Origin of the sequence: Streptomyces violascens (assembly GCF_014649955.1) — a bacterium.
Lineage (GTDB): Bacteria > Actinomycetota > Actinomycetes > Streptomycetales > Streptomycetaceae > Streptomyces > Streptomyces violascens.
Genome location: NZ_BMUA01000003.1, coordinates 444,545 through 460,243, shown reverse-complemented (window position 1 = coordinate 460,243; position 15,699 = coordinate 444,545). Strand labels below are relative to the sequence as shown.

12 protein-coding genes are annotated in these 15,699 nt (G+C 70.0%); 4 read left to right on the top strand and 8 right to left on the bottom strand.

Features of this window, described 5'->3' with window-relative positions:
- Positions 1-49: 49 nt before the first annotated feature.
- Positions 50-1,402, top strand: coding sequence for a 6-phospho-beta-glucosidase (locus IE206_RS10435; protein ID WP_189961766.1), 1,353 nt, complete (start codon positions 50-52; stop codon positions 1,400-1,402).
- On the opposite strand, the gene IE206_RS42385 is transcribed toward IE206_RS10435, so the two are convergent.
- The 6 genes from IE206_RS42385 to IE206_RS10410 all read right to left on the bottom strand — a co-directional run bounded on the left by IE206_RS42385 (position 1,399) and on the right by IE206_RS10410 (position 9,335).
- On the bottom strand, positions 1,399-1,596 hold the full coding sequence (locus tag IE206_RS42385; RefSeq protein ID WP_078966621.1) for a hypothetical protein: 198 nt from the start codon (positions 1,594-1,596) through the stop codon (positions 1,399-1,401). The two genes, IE206_RS10435 and IE206_RS42385, sit on opposite strands and share 4 nt — an antisense overlap.
- A gap of 116 nt (positions 1,597-1,712) precedes the next feature.
- Positions 1,713-2,660 (bottom strand): alpha/beta fold hydrolase, encoded by a 948-nt coding sequence (locus IE206_RS10430; protein WP_189961765.1) that lies wholly within the window; start codon positions 2,658-2,660, stop codon positions 1,713-1,715.
- Complete coding sequence (locus IE206_RS10425) at positions 2,657-3,133, bottom strand: phage holin family protein (RefSeq protein WP_189961764.1); 477 nt, start codon at positions 3,131-3,133, stop codon at positions 2,657-2,659. Before IE206_RS10425 ends, IE206_RS10430 begins: the two co-directional genes overlap by 4 nt.
- A gap of 84 nt (positions 3,134-3,217) precedes the next feature.
- The gene (gene nhaA / locus IE206_RS10420) at positions 3,218-4,612 is read right to left on the bottom strand and encodes a Na+/H+ antiporter NhaA (protein ID WP_189961763.1); all 1,395 of its coding nucleotides are present in this window, start codon (positions 4,610-4,612) and stop codon (positions 3,218-3,220) included.
- Positions 4,613-4,850: 238 nt separating this feature from the next.
- Positions 4,851-6,806 (bottom strand): acetate--CoA ligase, encoded by a 1,956-nt coding sequence (gene acs, locus IE206_RS10415; protein WP_189961762.1) that lies wholly within the window; start codon positions 6,804-6,806, stop codon positions 4,851-4,853.
- Between the two features lie 207 nt (positions 6,807-7,013).
- Positions 7,014-9,335 carry a bifunctional SulP family inorganic anion transporter/carbonic anhydrase gene (locus tag IE206_RS10410; protein WP_189961761.1) on the bottom strand — a complete coding sequence of 774 codons (2,322 nt, stop codon included), beginning with the start codon at positions 9,333-9,335 and terminating at the stop codon, positions 7,014-7,016.
- A gap of 279 nt (positions 9,336-9,614) precedes the next feature.
- On the opposite strand from IE206_RS10410, the gene IE206_RS10405 reads away from it, so the two are divergent.
- Positions 9,615-10,913: a polysaccharide deacetylase family protein gene (locus IE206_RS10405; protein ID WP_189961760.1), complete on the top strand. Its 1,299-nt coding sequence runs from the start codon at positions 9,615-9,617 to the stop codon at positions 10,911-10,913.
- Here IE206_RS10405 and IE206_RS10400 read toward each other — a convergent pair.
- Positions 10,891-11,889 carry an ATP-binding protein gene (locus IE206_RS10400; RefSeq protein ID WP_189961759.1) on the bottom strand — a complete coding sequence of 333 codons (999 nt, stop codon included), beginning with the start codon at positions 11,887-11,889 and terminating at the stop codon, positions 10,891-10,893. The genes IE206_RS10405 and IE206_RS10400 overlap by 23 nt on opposite strands.
- Positions 11,890-11,991: 102 nt before the next feature.
- Here IE206_RS10400 and IE206_RS10395 point away from each other — a divergent pair, with 102 nt between their 5' ends.
- A complete protein-coding gene (locus IE206_RS10395) occupies positions 11,992-12,810 on the top strand; it encodes a Fic family protein (RefSeq protein ID WP_189961758.1) in 819 nt (272 codons plus the stop codon).
- Between the two features lie 479 nt (positions 12,811-13,289).
- On the opposite strand, the gene IE206_RS10390 is transcribed toward IE206_RS10395, so the two are convergent.
- Complete coding sequence (locus tag IE206_RS10390; protein WP_189961757.1) at positions 13,290-14,126, bottom strand: HAD-IB family hydrolase; 837 nt, start codon at positions 14,124-14,126, stop codon at positions 13,290-13,292.
- Positions 14,127-14,583: 457 nt separating this feature from the next.
- Between IE206_RS10390 and ssd the strand changes: the two genes are divergently transcribed.
- On the top strand, positions 14,584-15,687 hold the full coding sequence (gene ssd, locus IE206_RS10385) for a septum site-determining protein Ssd (RefSeq protein ID WP_189961756.1): 1,104 nt from the start codon (positions 14,584-14,586) through the stop codon (positions 15,685-15,687).
- The last annotated feature ends 12 nt before the right edge of the window (positions 15,688-15,699 follow it).

Genomic DNA, 15,699 nt, shown 5'->3' with positions numbered 1-15,699 from the left:
AGCCCCCATGACCCTCTGAGCCCCATGACCTCCTGACGAGAAGGCTCCGATGCGACTGACGATCCTCGGCGGCGGCGGTTTCCGCGTCCCCCTCGTGTACGGCGCCCTCCTGCGCGACCACGCGCCCGGGCGCGTCACCGAGGTGGTCCTGTACGACCTGGACGCGGCCCGGCTGCACGCCATCGGCCGGGTTCTCGCCGACCGGGCGTACGGCATCGAGGACGCACCCCGGGTGCGCACCACCACCGACCTAGACGAGGCGCTGCGCGGCGCGGACTTCGTGTTCTCGGCGATCCGGGTCGGTGGTCTGGAGGGCCGGGCCGCTGACGAGCGGATCGCGCTCGCCGAGGGCGTCCTCGGCCAGGAGACGGTCGGCGCGGGCGGCATCGCCTACGGGCTGCGCACCGTGCCGGTCGCCGTCGAGATCGCCCGCCGGGTCAGGGCGGTCGCCCCCGATGCCTGGGTCATCAACTTCACCAATCCGGCGGGCCTGGTCACCGAGGCGATGGCCGAACACCTCGGCGAGCGCGTCATCGGCATTTGCGACTCGCCGGTGGGCCTGGCCCGCCGGGTCGCCCGCACGATCGGCGCCGACCCGGACGCGGTGCGCCTGGACTACGCGGGCCTCAACCACCTGGGCTGGCTGCACGGCCTGTACGAGGGCGACAAGAACGTCCTGCCGCGCCTGTTCGAGCAGGGTGACGAGCTGCTCACCTCCTTCGAGGAGGGCAAGCTGTTCGGCGCCGACTGGCTGCGCTCGCTGGGCTCTGTGCCGAACGAGTACCTGCACTACTACTACTTCAACCGCGAGGCGGTGACCGCCTACCAGCAGGCCGAGCAGACCCGCGGCGCCTTCCTCAAGGACCAGCAGGCACGTTTCTACGCCACGGCGGAGACAGTGCCCGACGCATCGGTGTGGGCGGCCTGGGACCGCACCCGGGCCGAGCGCGAGGCCACGTACATGTCCGAGAACCGGGACGTGTCGGGGGCGGGCGAGCGCGCGGCCGACGACCTGGAGTCCGGCGGGTACGAGAACGTCGCGCTCGCCCTGATGCGGGCCATCGCGAGGGACGAGGCGGCGACGCTCATCCTGAACGTGCGCAACGGAACGTCCCTGCGCGCGCTCGACGAGCGGGCCGTCATCGAGATCCCCTGCCGCGTCGACGCGGCAGGGCCCCGCCCGCTGCCCGTGACACAGCTGACGGGCCATGAGGCGGGCCTGGTCGGCGCGGTGAAGGCGGTCGAGCGGTGTGTCCTGGAGGCGGCCGCGAGCGGGTCGGTGCGGGCGGCGGTGAAGGCCTTCGCCCTGCATCCGCTGGTCGACTCCGTCCAGGTCGCCCGAAGGCTCCTGGACGGCTACCGGAGCGCCCACCCGGGCCTCGGCTACCTCAGGGCCGACTAGGTCCGCGTATGCCGCAGCCTGGCCGAGACCCAGCGGGCCCGGCGGCGCAGGATGCGCGGAATGCCCACCTCCCGGGAATCGGAGGAGGGGTGTTCCAGCCCCTGCCCCTGCGGGCCGCCCCTCTCGTATGAGACCGGCCCTGCGGCCGTTCGGCGGTTGCGTGCTGCGTCACCGTAGTCGTGCGTCCAGCCCATACCCCGACGTGTGCCCGGGGCTCATGGTCGGTAACCGCGCCAGAGGGGGCCAATTGGCCTATGCGCCGGGCATTTGGCCGTTCGTCGGACAGCAGTTCCCCTGCGGCCGTCGGAACTCAGCGATCCGGTTCCGGATCCCTCAGCCAGTTGACCAGTTCGGTCGAGAACGCGACCGGGTCCTCCTCGTGCGGGAAGTGGCCCAGACCGTCGAACAGCCGCCAGCGGTAGGGCGCTTCGACGTACTCGCCCGAGCCGGCCGCGCTGCGGGTCCGCATCACCGGGTCGAGCGAACCGTGCAGGTGGAGGGTGGGGACGCGGACGGGCCGCTTCATCCTCCGGTTGAACTGGATGCCGTCGGGCCGCGCCATCGAGCGCACCATCCAGCGGTACGGCTCGATGGAGCAGTGGGCCGTGGACGGGATGCACATGGCGCGCCGGTAGGTCTCCACGGCTTCGTCCTCGGGCTGGCGGGGGCCCGACCAGTCCCGTACGAGCCGACCGACCAAGGCGGCGTCGTCCGCGACCAGTTGACGCTCCGGCAGCCAGGGGCGCTGGAATCCCCAGACGTAGGACCCGGCGGAGGTCTGCTTGAGGTCGGCGAGCATCGCCGAGCGCCAGCGGCGCGGATGCGGCATCGACGACACCACGAGCCGGCGCACCAGCTTGGGACGCATCACGGCCGCCGTCCACGCCAGATAGCCGCCCAGGTCGTGGCCGACCAGGGCCGCGTCCGGCTCGCCAAGGGACCGTACGACGCCGGTGATGTCAAGGGCGAGATTGGCCGGATCGTAACCGCGCGGGGTGCGGTCGCTGCCGCCGACCCCGCGCAGGTCCATGGCGACCGCGCGGAATCCGGCGTCGGCCAGCGCGGTCAGCTGATGGCGCCAGGTCCACCAGAACTGCGGAAAACCGTGGAGCAGCAACACCAGTGGCCCGTCGCCGAGTTCGGCGATATGGAAGCGGGCACCATTGGCCGCCACGTCCCTATGGGTCCAGGGACCATCGATACGGACGGGGCTGCCGGTGCCGCCAGGGCTTCCGGTACCGGGATCGGGTGCGGTCATGCAGACGAGCGTGCCACAGAGGCGGGCGTCTGAGTGACCGCGTCCTGGACGGGCGCCGGACGCGGGTGCGGCTTCACGCCCTGCAGCGTCGCGGCCGTCTGCTTGGCCGAGGCGATGGACTTCTCCGGCGGCTTGACCTTCTTGAACTTGGCGATGGCGAGCACCCCGAGCAGCCCCGCGAGCACCAGGAACGCGCCGCCGACGATGAGGAACGACCAGGCCAGACCCAGCCCCAGGTTGTGGATGCCGTACGCCGCCGCGAAGCTCAGCACCGGCAGCGAGAACAGCGCGAGCACACCGGCCGTGCTGATGGCGATGCCGCCGATCGCCCCGCGCTTGACGTCCTGGCGCAGCTCGGCCTTGGCCAGCGCGATCTCGTCGTGCACCAGCGCGGACATCTCGGCGGTCGCGGAGGCGACCAGCTGGCCGAGGCTGCGCTCGGCGCTGCCGGCGTTGTGGCTGGGGTCGCTCATCGCTGACTCCCTCATCTCTTCTCGGATACCGACGGGTCGTACTTGTCCAACAGGTCTAACAGGTCCAACAGGCCCGTTGTCAGATCATGCCGGACTGTCGCCGTCGTCGCGCCCCGCCCCCGCCAGTTGCGCCAGCCTGCGGTGCTCGGCCGCCTTGTTCTCGTAGATCGTGGCCATCCGCAGGTGGTACTCCGGCTTGTCCAGTTCGTACATGTCGGGGATGCCGTCCTGGTCGTCGTCCCGCTCCTCGTCCTCGACGAGCGCCTTGTACTTGCGTACCCGCATCTTGAGCAGGACGGAGGCGAGGACCGCGGCCATCAGCGAGCCCACGAGCACGGCCGCCTTGACCTCGTCGGTCAACTGGACCTGGTCGGCGAAGGCGAGTTCGCCGATGAGCAGCGAGACGGTGAAGCCGATGCCGGCGAGCGAGGCGACGGCGAAGACGTCGGCCCAGGCCAGGTCGTCGTTGAGCTCGGCCTTGGTGAACCGGGCGGCCAGCCAGGTGCCGCCGAAGATGCCGACGGCCTTGCCGACGACCAGGCCGAGCACGACGCCGAGCGTCTCGGGCCTGGTGAAGACGTCGGCCAGGGTGCCGCCGCTGATGCCCACACCGGCCGAGAACAGCGCGAAGAGCGGCACCGCGAGCCCGGCCGAAACCGGCCGCATCAGGTGCTCGATGTGCTCGCCGGGGGAGTGCTCCTCGCCCTCGGTGCGATGGCAGCGGAGCATCAGGCCCATCGCGACACCGGCGATGGTGGCGTGGACGCCGCTGTTGTACATCAGCCCCCAGATGACGAGCGCGAGCGGGATGTAGACGTACCAGCCCCGTACGCCCTTCCTGAGCAGCAGCCAGAAGACGGCGAGCCCGACCACGGCGCCGCCCAGGGCCGCGAAGTTGATGCTGTTGGTGAAGAAGACCGCGATGATCAGGATCGCGAAGAGGTCGTCGACGACGGCGAGCGTGAGCAGGAAGGCGCGGAGCGCGGAAGGCAGCGAGGTGCCGATGACCGCGAGCACGGCCAGGGCGAACGCGATGTCCGTAGCGGTCGGTACGGCCCAGCCGTCAAGGGATCCGTTGCCGGAGATGTTGACCAGTGCGTAGACGAGCGCGGGGACGGCCATGCCGCAGACGGCCGCGATCACGGGCAGCGCGGCTGCCTTGGGATCGCGCAGTTCTCCGGCGACGAGTTCACGTTTGAGCTCGATACCGGCGACAAAGAAGAAGATGGCGAGCAGCCCGTCGGCCGCCCAGTGCTGGATGGAGAGGTCGAGTCCCAGGGCGCCGATGCCCAGATGGAAACCTCGGACCGACTCGTAATTCGAACCCAGCGTGTTCGCCCAGATCAGCGCGGCGATCGCGGCCACGAGCAGCAGGACGCCGCCGACGGTCTCGGCGCGCAGCGCCTCCGCGACGAAGTTGCGCTCGGGCAGTGAGAGGCGGCCGAGGAACTTGCGCTTGCTGGGGGTGGGTATGGCCACGAGGGCGACCTCCGGTCGGTTCGGCGGGCATGACTGAGCACGTTGCCGACCAGACTTCCCGGCGCACCTGACCTTCTTGTCGCGTCATTGACGCTTTCCTTACTTTACCTAACCTTATGGAGTGCGCGTGCGGCAGGGTGAATCCGGTGATCATCACTTTAGGGGCATACCGGCCACAAGGCGCGCGAAAAGGGCCCGGCCGCCTCCCCGGCCGGGCCCTTCGGCGCTGGTCCGATGCTCAGTCCTCGCTGGCCGCGCTGGGCAGCTTGTTCTGGATCAGCGACATGACCGAGGAGTCGGTCAGCGTGGTGACATCACCCAGCTCACGGTTCTCGGCGACGTCGCGGAGCAGCCGGCGCATGATCTTGCCCGAGCGGGTCTTGGGCAGCTCCGCGACCGGCAGGACGCGCTTGGGCTTGGCGATCGGACCGAGCGCCGAGCCGACGTGCGCCCGCAGCTCCTCGACCAGGCTGTCGGTCTCGGCGGCGGTGCCGCGCAGGATCACGAAGGCCACGATGGCCTGCCCGGTCGTCTCGTCGGCGGCGCCCACCACGGCGGCCTCGGCGACCGAGGGGTGCGAGACGAGGGCCGACTCGACCTCGGTCGTCGAGATGTTGTGGCCGGAGACGAGCATGACGTCGTCGACGCGCCCGAGCAGCCAGATGTCGCCGTCGTCGTCCTTCTTGGCGCCGTCGCCCGCGAAGTACTTGCCCTCGAAGCGCGACCAGTACGTGTCGATGAAGCGCTGGTCGTCGCCCCAGATGGTGCGCAGCATGGAGGGCCACGGCTCGGTCAGGACGAGGTAGCCGCCCCCGCCGTTCGGAACCTCGTGGGCCTCGTCGTCGACCACGGTCGCGGCGATGCCGGGCAGTGCGCGCTGGGCCGAACCCGGCTTGGTCTCGGTGACGCCGGGCAGCGGCGAGATCATCATCGCGCCGGTCTCGGTCTGCCACCAGGTGTCCACGATCGGGCACTTGTCGGCACCGATGTGCTTGCGGTACCACATCCACGCCTCGGGGTTGATCGGCTCACCGACCGAACCCAGGACCCGCAGACTGCTCAGGTCGAACTTGGCGGGGATGTCGTCGCCCCACTTCATGAACGTACGGATCGCGGTCGGCGCGGTGTAGAGGATGGTCACGCCGTACTTCTGCACGATCTCCCAGAACCGCCCCTGGTGCGGGGTGTCCGGGGTGCCCTCGTACATGACCTGGGTGGCGCCGTTGGCGAGCGGCCCGTAGACGATGTACGAGTGCCCGGTGACCCAGCCGATGTCGGCGGTGCACCAGTAGACGTCGGTCTCGGGCTTCAGGTCGAACACCGCGTGGTGGGTGTACGCGGCCTGGGTGAGGTAGCCGCCGGAGGTGTGCAGGATGCCCTTGGGCTTACCCGTCGTACCCGAGGTGTACAGGATGAACAGCGGGTGCTCGGCGTCGAAGGCGGTGGGCGTGTGCTCCACGGACTGGCGGGCGACAATGTCGTCCCACCACACATCGCGGCCCTCGGTGAACGCGGTGTCCTGGCCCGTGCGGCGTACCACCAGCACATGCTCGACCTGCGGGCACTTGGCGACGGCCTCGTCGATGGCGGGCTTGAGGGCGGACGGCTTGCCGCGCCGGTAGCCGCCGTCGGCGGTGATGACGAGCTTGGCGTCGGCGTCCTGGATGCGGGAGGCGACGGCATCGGCCGAGAAGCCGCCGAAGACCACGGAGTGCGCGGCGCCGACCCGGGCGCAGGCGAGCATCGCGACGGCGGCCTCGGGGATCATCGGCAGATACACCGCGACCCGGTCGCCGGCCTGAACACCCAGCTCCGTAAGGGCGTTGGCGGCCCTTGACACCTCGTCCTTGAGCTCGGCATAGGTGAGGGAGCGGCTGTCGCCGGGCTCGCCCTCGAAGTGGATGGCGACGCGGTCGCCGTGCCCGGCCTCGACATGGCGGTCGACGCAGTTGTACGCGACGTTCAGCTTGCCGTCGGCGAACCACTTCGCGAACGGCGGGTTCGACCAGTCGAGGGTCTCGGTCGGTTCGGTGGCCCAGGTCAGGCGCCGGGCCTGCTCGGCCCAGAAGCCCAGCCTGTCCGCCTCGGCCCACTCGTACGCCTCCGCCGTCACGTTGGCGTTCGCGGCCAGCTCGGAGGGCGGCGCGAACCGCCGCTCCTCCTTGAGCAGGTTGGCCAGGCTTTCGTTGCTCACGACATCTCCCTTTCCCAGGGCGTCCTATGTGCCTATGTGTCCCGGGCCATAGCTCATCAGGCCACAGGCCGGGTGACAAGGGCCTCCAGGGAATTGGTTTAGACCTGTAGGGCTCGCCGGCCGTCGGCGCGGCATGCGGACGGCCTCTCCTGCGGCCGGGGAGGCCGGTCGGGAGAGGCCGTACGTTCTCGACGAGGCGCGGCAGGTTCAGGCGTGCGTGTCCTCCAGGAGGTTGACGCCGACGCCTACGAAGACCTCCGCGTGGTCGTCCGGAGCCAGCAGATACGCCTGCGCCTCGCCTACATGGAAGTACATGCCGTGCAGGGCGAGGGTGCCGGCCTCCAGCGCGCGGGCCACCGATTCGTGCTGCCGCAGATGGTCCAACTGCTGGACGACATTGGTCAGACAGAGCTGTTCCACGGCATCGGCGGGCAGCCGCCCGGCGATCCGGGCCCAGGAGTGCCGTGGGCTTGCCATCCGCTCCAGGCTCGGCCTGCCGTACCGCAGCCAGCGGCGCAGCGGCGTCATCGGCGCCTCGGGGCTGCTGCTGAGCAGCGCCTGCATCGCGCCGCAGCCGGAGTGCCCGCAGACGGTGATCGACTGGACCTGGAGGATGTCCACGGCGTACTCGATGGCCGCGGCGACCGAGTCGTCGACGCCTTCCGCGCCCGGCGGCGGGACCAGGTTGCCGATGTTGCGGACGGTGAACAGATCGCCCGGCCCACTGGACGTGATCATGCTGGTGACCAGGCGGGAGTCCGCGCAGGTGATGAACAGCTGCTGCGGTCGCTGGCCCTCGCGGGCGAGCCGGGCCAGCTCGTCGCGCACCAGGGGAGCGGTGTTGCGCTGGAACGAGCTGAGACCGCTGGCCAGTTGGTGCCCGTGGGCGCGCTGTGGCGGCTGGTCGTGGCAGTGGTGGTTGCGCCACGGCGTCCAGGGGCGGCAGCACGTGTGCGCGGTGGAGGCGGGCTCGGCGACCCTGCCGCCGGCGCGCCCGGTGATGCGTACGTTGCCGCCGCGCGCGTGGTGCGCGTCCTGCCAGCCCTGCAGCGCCTCGAAGGCGGCGTGATCCATGAACGACCCGTCCAGCTCCACGATGGTGTCGGCTCCTTGGGGGACATGGCTGAGCGCCCGGGTCAGCCGGGGCACGGCGAGAAACGTCAACTGGCCGCGGGCACGCACCAGATACGTGCCGCCGGCCTCCTCCTGAACGGTGATCCGGGTACGGGCGAGCCGGTGCAGCGCGACGGCCACGGCCACCGCGATCCCCAGGACCACCCCTTGCAGCACGCCCAGGACGAGCACTCCGCCGACGGCAGCCACGTAAACCAGGAATTCGCGGTGCTTGTGGACGTTGCGGATGTGCGCGAAGTTGACCATCTGGATGCCGACCATCATGACCAGGGCGGCCAGCGCGGCCAGCGGGATCCACTCCAGTACGGACACGAGCAGCCCGGCCGCGAGCAGCACCCACACGCCGTGCAGCACGGTCGAGGCGCGGCCGGTCGCGCCCGCCCGGACGTTGGCGCTGCCGCGCACCGCGCCGCCCGAGACGGGCATGCCGCCGAGCAGCCCGGAGACGGCGTTGGCGATGCCCTGGCCGCGCAGCTCGCGGTCGAGGTCGGCGCGCGGCGGGGCCGTGGTGCCCGGCCGCTCGGACGCGAGGCGGTTCACGGCGACCGCGGAGAGCAGCGACTCCAGGCTGGCGACCAGCGTCACGGTGAGCACGGCGGCGGCGAGCCCGAGCACCGGCCCCTGCGGCAGCTCGGGCAGCACGTGCGCGTCCCAGGAGGGCAGGGCGACCCGGGCGATGTGCGGCGCGGCGAGCGCGGCGACGCCGGTGGCGACCACCACGCAGGCCAGTGCGGCGGGGATCCGGCGCAGGGCTTTTCCGATGCGCCCGGGAACGCGCGGCCACAGCAGGAGTACGGCGATGGTCAGCGCGCCGATGAGGGGGGCCGCGGGGCCGACCTGGGCCAACTGCTCGGGCAGGGCGAGGGCGTTGTCCACGACCGAGCTCTGCGGGGAGCCGCCGAGGACGATGTGGAGCTGCGCGAGCGCGATGGCGGCGCCGATGCCTGCGAGCGTGCCGTGCACGATGGCGGGGCTGACCGCGAGGGCGGAGCGCGCGGCCTTGAGTGAGCCCAGGGCGACTTGGAGCAGACCCGCGCACACGGTGATGGCGCAGCTGGTGCGCCAGCCGTAGGTCTGGATCAGCTCGGCGGACACCACGGTGAGGCCGGCCGACGGCCCGCTGACGAGCAGGGGCGAGCCGCCGAGCAGCCCGGCGACGATCCCGCCGACGCCGGCCGCGATGAGGCCGGCCTCCAGGGGCGCGTCGATGGCGACGGCGAGACCGAGCGACATCGGGACGGCGAGCAGGAAGACGGTGATGGACGCCGAGACGTCGGCGCCCTTGATCCGGAAGCGGCGCCTCGACCCGTCCCCGGAAGGAGACACCTGGTGCGGTCGCCGTATGCGAGGGGTGCGAGGTGGGGTCTTGGCGCGAGGGGGTACGCAAGCAGGCATGTTCCCGTCTCCTCCGGGCAGCGCGATCGCGGAACGTGGGGTCGCGGCCGTGGGTCACGGCGTGCAGCGGCGGGACTCTCAACTCTCGGTAAACGAATCGTAATGCAGAGTAAAGTATTGCGCTTCCCATTTGGGGCAAATGGGCCAGTTATTCACTCTGAAGGGTGAATAAGCAGCTTTTCAACCGGCTTGTCGCACCTCTGCCCCTGGGGTTGCGTGCGACTTTTGCGGCGCCGTGACGGCATGTCAATCACATAACCGCAAGAAAGAGGTGGGCGGATGATCGAAGCCACGCACGCCACCCGGAGGATCGCTGTCGGTGTCATCGCCGCGGCGCTGGCCGCCGGAGCCGCGGGCTGTTCCTCGGACCCGGCCGGGCCGGGCGCGCACGCCGGCCCGCAGGGCGCGGCCGCCCCCAAGATCGCGCCCCATCTCATCGGGGACGGCTCCACTGCGTACACCGGGCTCCAGCCGCACCTGCTCAAGGCCCAGAAGCTCAAACCGGGGCAGCAGCCGCCCCAGTTCGTGGTGTTCTCCTGGGACGGCGCGGGCGAGGACAGCCAGAAGCTCTTCTCACACTTCCGCCAGGTCGCCAAGGAGTCCAACGCGACCATGACGTACTTCCTGAGCGGCGTGTACTTGCTCCCCGAGGCCAAGGCGAGCCTGTACACCGCGCCCAAGCACTCCTCGGGCCTCTCGGACATCGGTTTCAATGACGACAAGGGCATCAAGGACACCGTCACCCAGCTGCGTGCCGCGTGGCAGGAGGGCAACGAGATCGGGACCCACTTCAACGGCCACTTCTGCGGCCCCGAGGGCGGTGTCGGCACCTGGTCGGTGGACGAGTGGAAGAGCGAGATCGCGCAAGCCAAGTCCTTTGTGAAGAACTGGAAGACGAACTCCGGCATGAAGGCGGAGGCGCCGCTGCCGTTCGACTACGACAAGGAACTCATCGGCGGCCGCACCCCGTGCCTGGAGGGACGCAAGAACTTCGTCGCGGCCGCGGGCCAGATGGGCTTCCGCTACGACACCAGCGCCGTCAACGACCAGGTGTGGCCGAAGAAGAACGACAACGGCGTCTGGGACCTGTCGATGCAGCTGGTACCCGTCCCGGGCCGCGGCTTCGAGACGCTGTCCATGGACTACAACTTCTACATGAACCAGTCCAACGCGATGACCGGTGACGCCGATCAGCACGAGTACTGGGGCAACCAGATGCGCGACGGCCTCCTCCAGGCCTTCGCCCGCTCCTACGACGGCAACCGCGCCCCGCTGATCATCGGCAACCACTTCGAGTCCTGGAACGGTGGCACCTATATGCGCGCCATCGAGGACACCATCAGGACGGTGTGCGTGAAGCGCGACGTCCGTTGCGTCTCGTTCCGTCAGCTCGCCGACTGGCTGGACGCGCAGGACCCGGCCGTGCTCGCCAAGCTCAACGCGCTGAAGGTCGGCGAGGCACCCAAGGGCGGCTGGGCAGCCCTGGAGGCCGCCCAGTCCGGGGCCCCCGGGAAGCCGGTCGCCCCGCTGAAGCCCGCGGCGCCCGAGCCGGCCGTCAGGCAGGCTGCGGCTCACTGACCTCGGCGATCAGCCCCTCGCTCAGCACGAAGGCGGGGTCGACCTGCGCGGCCAGGTCGGCCCCGGTCTTCGCATTGCCCCAGCTCTCCGCGTTCTTGAGATGGAAGTGCACCATCTGCCGCGTGTAGCGCTCCCAATCCCGGTTCCCGTACGAATCGTCCGCCGCGTCCTGGAGCGTCTGCAGGGCGAGCCGGTTGTCGGCCTCCAGGAGCTCGAACCGCGGAGGGCGGCCCTTCTCCATCGCGCGGACCCAGTCGGAGTGGCCCACCGTCACCAGGAGGTCGTCGCCGACCTCGGCGCGCAGGAAGTCCACGTCGTCCTGGCCCTGCACCTTGTTGCCGACGACCATGAGCCCGACCCCGTAGTCCCGGGCGTACTCCTTGTATTGGCGGTAGACCGAGACGCCCTTGCGGGTCGGCTCGGCCACCAGGAAGGTCATGTCGAAGCGCGTGAACATGCCGGAGGCGAACGAGTCCGAGCCCGCCGTCATGTCGACGACGACGTACTCGTCCACGCCGTCCACCAGGTGGTTCAGGCACAGCTCGACCGCGCCGACCTTCGAGTGGTAGCAGGCGACGCCCAGGTCGGACTCGGTGAACGGGCCGGTCGCCATCAGCCGGATGTCCCCGTCGTCGAGCACCACCCGGCGCGCGCACGCCTCGTACACCGGGTTCGCCTCGCGCACCCTCAGCAGCCGGGAGCCGTGGCCGGGCGGCGTCGTCTTGATCATCGTCTCGGTGGAGGTGATCCGCGGGTTGGTGCCGCGCAGGTACTCCTTGATGAGCGGCAGGTGCGCGCCCATCGCGGGCAGGGCCGCGGCCTCCTCCTCGTCGAGCCCGAGCGCGGCCCCGAGGTGCTGGTTGATGTCGGCGTCGACCGCGACGACGGCGGCCTCGTTGGCGGTGAGGTGACGAATGAAGAGCGAGGACAGCGTGGTTTTGCCGCTGCCGCCCTTCCCCACGAAAGCGATCTTCATGTTCACCAAGGGTAATTGCATGGTGGCGTTATGTATGCATGCCGAGTGAAGAAGACCACTCGAAGGTGGGGCGCGGCTTGCGGACGCGTAGCCTCCTTACCTATGAGTACGAACGCCGCTGACCCTCTCGTCGCCCTCGGTGGGCTGCCGGGCGTCCCGGACGCCGTGGACTCCGTGCGCAAGGCCGTGGACCGGGTCTACGGGCACCGTGTGATGCGGCGCCGCAGCAACGAGATCACCTCGGAAGCGGCACTGCGCGGGGCCCGCGGCAGTGCCGCCCTGTCCGGCGCGGACTGGGCCCTCGAAGAGGTGCGGCGGCGTACCGACTTCGGCAGCGAGCCCGAGGCGCGCACGGTCGGCGCCGCACTGCGACTGACCGCCGAGGCGGGCCAACTCCTTTCCATCTGGCGGCAGTCGCCCCTGCGGGTGCTGGCCCGGCTGCACCTGGTCGCCGCCGCGGACGCCGGTGACGCGGTCGGCCGGCCGCGTCAGCACGGCGAAGCCGTCGACGAGCCGCTCATCGAACTTTCCCTGCCGGACGCGGACGAGGTCGCGGGGCGCCTCGAAGGCCTCTCCCAACTGATCATCGCGGGCAGCTCGGCCCCGGCCCTGGTGACCGCCGCCATCGTGCACGGAGAGCTCCTCGCGCTGCGGCCCTTCGCCTCGTACAACGGACTCGTCGCGCGCACCGCCGAGCGGATCGTGCTGATCGGCAGCGGCCTGGACCCGAAGGCGATCTGCCCGGCCGAGGTCGGTCATGCGGAGCTGGGGCGGGCGGCCTACGCGGCGGCGCTCGACGGCTACGCCTCGGGGACCCCGCAGGGCATGGCGGCCTGGATCGCCCACTGTGGCAAGGCGGTCGAGCTGGGTGTGCGCGAGTCGACGGCGGTGTGCGAGGCGCTGCAGCGAGGCGCCGCGTAGGCGGCAGGTTCGCCCGACTGCTCGCGACGGGCCCCCGGTTCGCCCTCCCCTGGGAGCCCCAAGCCGTACAGTGCGTACACCTGAAGTCGTACATTTCGTACGGGAAAAGGGTTGCGGCGGTATCGATGTCCGATACCGCCGCTGGCATGTCCACCGTGTTACCAAGCGTCCTCGAAAATTGCCCATCAGGCCGGGATTCTCTGCCCGTTCACCTGGTGCGGCTGGCCCGTAATCGACGGGTCGACGTCGCGTGGGTGCTCGATGTTCATGCTCGGTCCGTGGGGCCTTTATTGCGTAGAAGGTGATCCTCTCGGATGTCCCAGGTCTCGCGGGCCGTTGAGTCCTTTCTACTCCCGTATGGCGGGAAGCGAAACCCCTGACCCCAGTTCTTTACTTTTAGGTTCAAACAGGGGTAAAGCGGACGACCGTTTCCTCGTGTGCTCTCCAGGAACACCCTTCGGGCGGGTTCGTGCACCGCCTCAAGCAGAGTCGCAGCCACGCCGGCGGCTGGCGTACCAGACGAGACCCGCGGTCGCCGCGGCCGCTCCGACCGCTGCCGCGACCAGCAGCGCCGACCGGGGCGGCATCTTGATGACGGGCAGCCGTTGTTTGAGACTGACCGGCCTGTTGAAGACGAGAACCGGCCATTCCCGGGCGGCCGCTTCGCGGCGCAGTGCCCGGTCCGGATTGACGGCGTGGGGGTGGCCGACCGACTCCAGCATCGGCACATCGGTTGCCGAATCGCTGTAGGCGTAGCAGCGTGCCAGGTCGTATCCCTCGGACTCGGCCAGCTCCTTGACGGCCTCGGCCTTCGTCGGCCCATAGGCGTAGTACTCGACGTCCCCCGTGAAGCAGCCGTCGTCGCCGACCACCATTCTGGTAGCCACCACCCGGTCCGCGCCGAGCAGTTCGCCGATCGGCTCGACGACCTCGGCGCCGGACGTCGACACGATGACCACGTCGCGGCCGGCGGCGTGGTGCTCCTCGATCAGCGAGGCGGCCTCGTCGTAGATGATCGGGTCGATCAGGTCGTGCAGGGTCTCGGCGACGATCTCCTTGACCTGCTGGACGTTCCAGCCCTTGCAGAGGGCGGACAGATACTCGCGCATCCGCTCCATCTGATCGTGGTCGGCGCCACCGGCGAGGAATACGAACTGCGCGTACGCGGTGCGCAGTACGGCGCGGCGGTTGATCAGTCCTCCTTGATAGAAGGACTTGCTGAAGGTCAGTGTCGACGACTTGGCAATGACTGTCTTGTCCAAGTCGAAGAAGGCGGCGGTTCGCGGCAACGAGTGGTTTTCCACGAGCCCGAGCATAGGCGCCCACCATTCGGCGTAAGCTGGGGCGCGTGGGTTTGCCTGAGAAGGCTCTCGGGTACACCATGGAAGTCACGGATCGTTCGCGACCGTGCTAACCCGGTCCGACTCCTCCCCCCCCGAGTCGGCCGTGGGGACGACCCCCGCTCTCCCCCCCGGCGGGGGTCGTCGCATGTCCGGATGCGTTTTCGGCCCTTGGATCCGATCGTCGTCCCCCTCTTGCCGACTCGCGCCTGTCGCTCTTCCATGCCTGAGACTCGTCACTGTGCGTAGCGGTTGCGCTGCGCTCCGGAAGTCACCGGTATAGGTGAACGGGATATTCACAACGCGGATAGTTGTCCACAGATTTCGATCAAGATCCACATTATTTCGAGTCTCCCTCCACGGTGATTCCAGTTCGCGAAGAACGCGGACACGGGAATCCGAGTGAGAGGGGGCGGAAATCGTGGACGGAGTCATGGCTTCCGATCGGCCGCCGGGTACGGAGGGGCGGCGCGGCGGACCGCTGATCGTGACCGAGGACGAGGAGCTGCTCGACGATCTGCTGCGCCTGTGCGCGGCGGCCGGCACCGAACCCGAGGTGTGCCACGGCGTGCCCGACCGCAAGGGCGGCTGGGAGAGTGCACCACTGATCCTGGTCGGCGACGACGCCGCTCCCCGGCTGCTCGGATCGGCCCGCAGGCGCGGGGTGCTCCTGGTGGGCCGGGACCAGGACGACCCCGGCGTGTGGCAGGCCGCGGTCGAGCTCGGCGCGGACCATGTGCTGCGGCTGCCCGACGCCGAGCCGTGGCTCGTCGACCGGATCGCGGACGCGGCCGAAGGCGTAGGGCGCCCGGCCCTGACCGTCGGAGTGATCGGCGGACGAGGCGGTGCCGGGGCCTCCACGCTGGCCTGCGCCCTCGCGGTGACCGCCGCCCGGTCCGGGCAGCGCACCATGCTGATCGACGGCGATCCGCTCGGCGGGGGCCTCGACGTCCTGCTCGGCGGGGAGCAGGCCGATGGCCGCCGGTGGCCGGATTTCGCCGCTTCGCGGGGGCGGGTCGCCGGGGGCGCGCTGGAGGAGTCGCTGCCGCGGCTGCATCAATTGAGGGTGCTGAGCTGGGACCGGGGGGACTCGGTGGTGATCCCCGGGGAGGCGATGCGTGCGGTGCTCGCGGCGGCCCGCCGGCGCGGCGGGGTGGTCGTCGTGGACCTGCCGCGCCGCGTCGACGATGCGGTGGTCGAGGCGCTCGCCCAGCTGGACCTGGGGCTTCTGGTGGTCCCGGCCGAGCTGCGCGCGGTCGCGGCGGCGAACCGGGTCGCCTCCGCGGTCGGCATGGTGCTGCGCGATCTGCGCGCGGTGGTACGGGGCCCGTACGCGTCCGGGCTCGACGAGCAGTGGGTGGCCGACGCGCTGGGTCTGCCGCTCGCGGGTGAACTCCCGGTGGAATCAGGTCTGTTGGAGGCGCAGGAGGGTGGTGCGCCGCCCGGGAGTGCGCCACGCGGTCCACTGGCCAGATTCTGTACGGCCTTCTGGGGCCAGGCACTGGCAGGCGGCCTCGCCGGGGGAGCAGTGTCATGAACACGGTGCAGT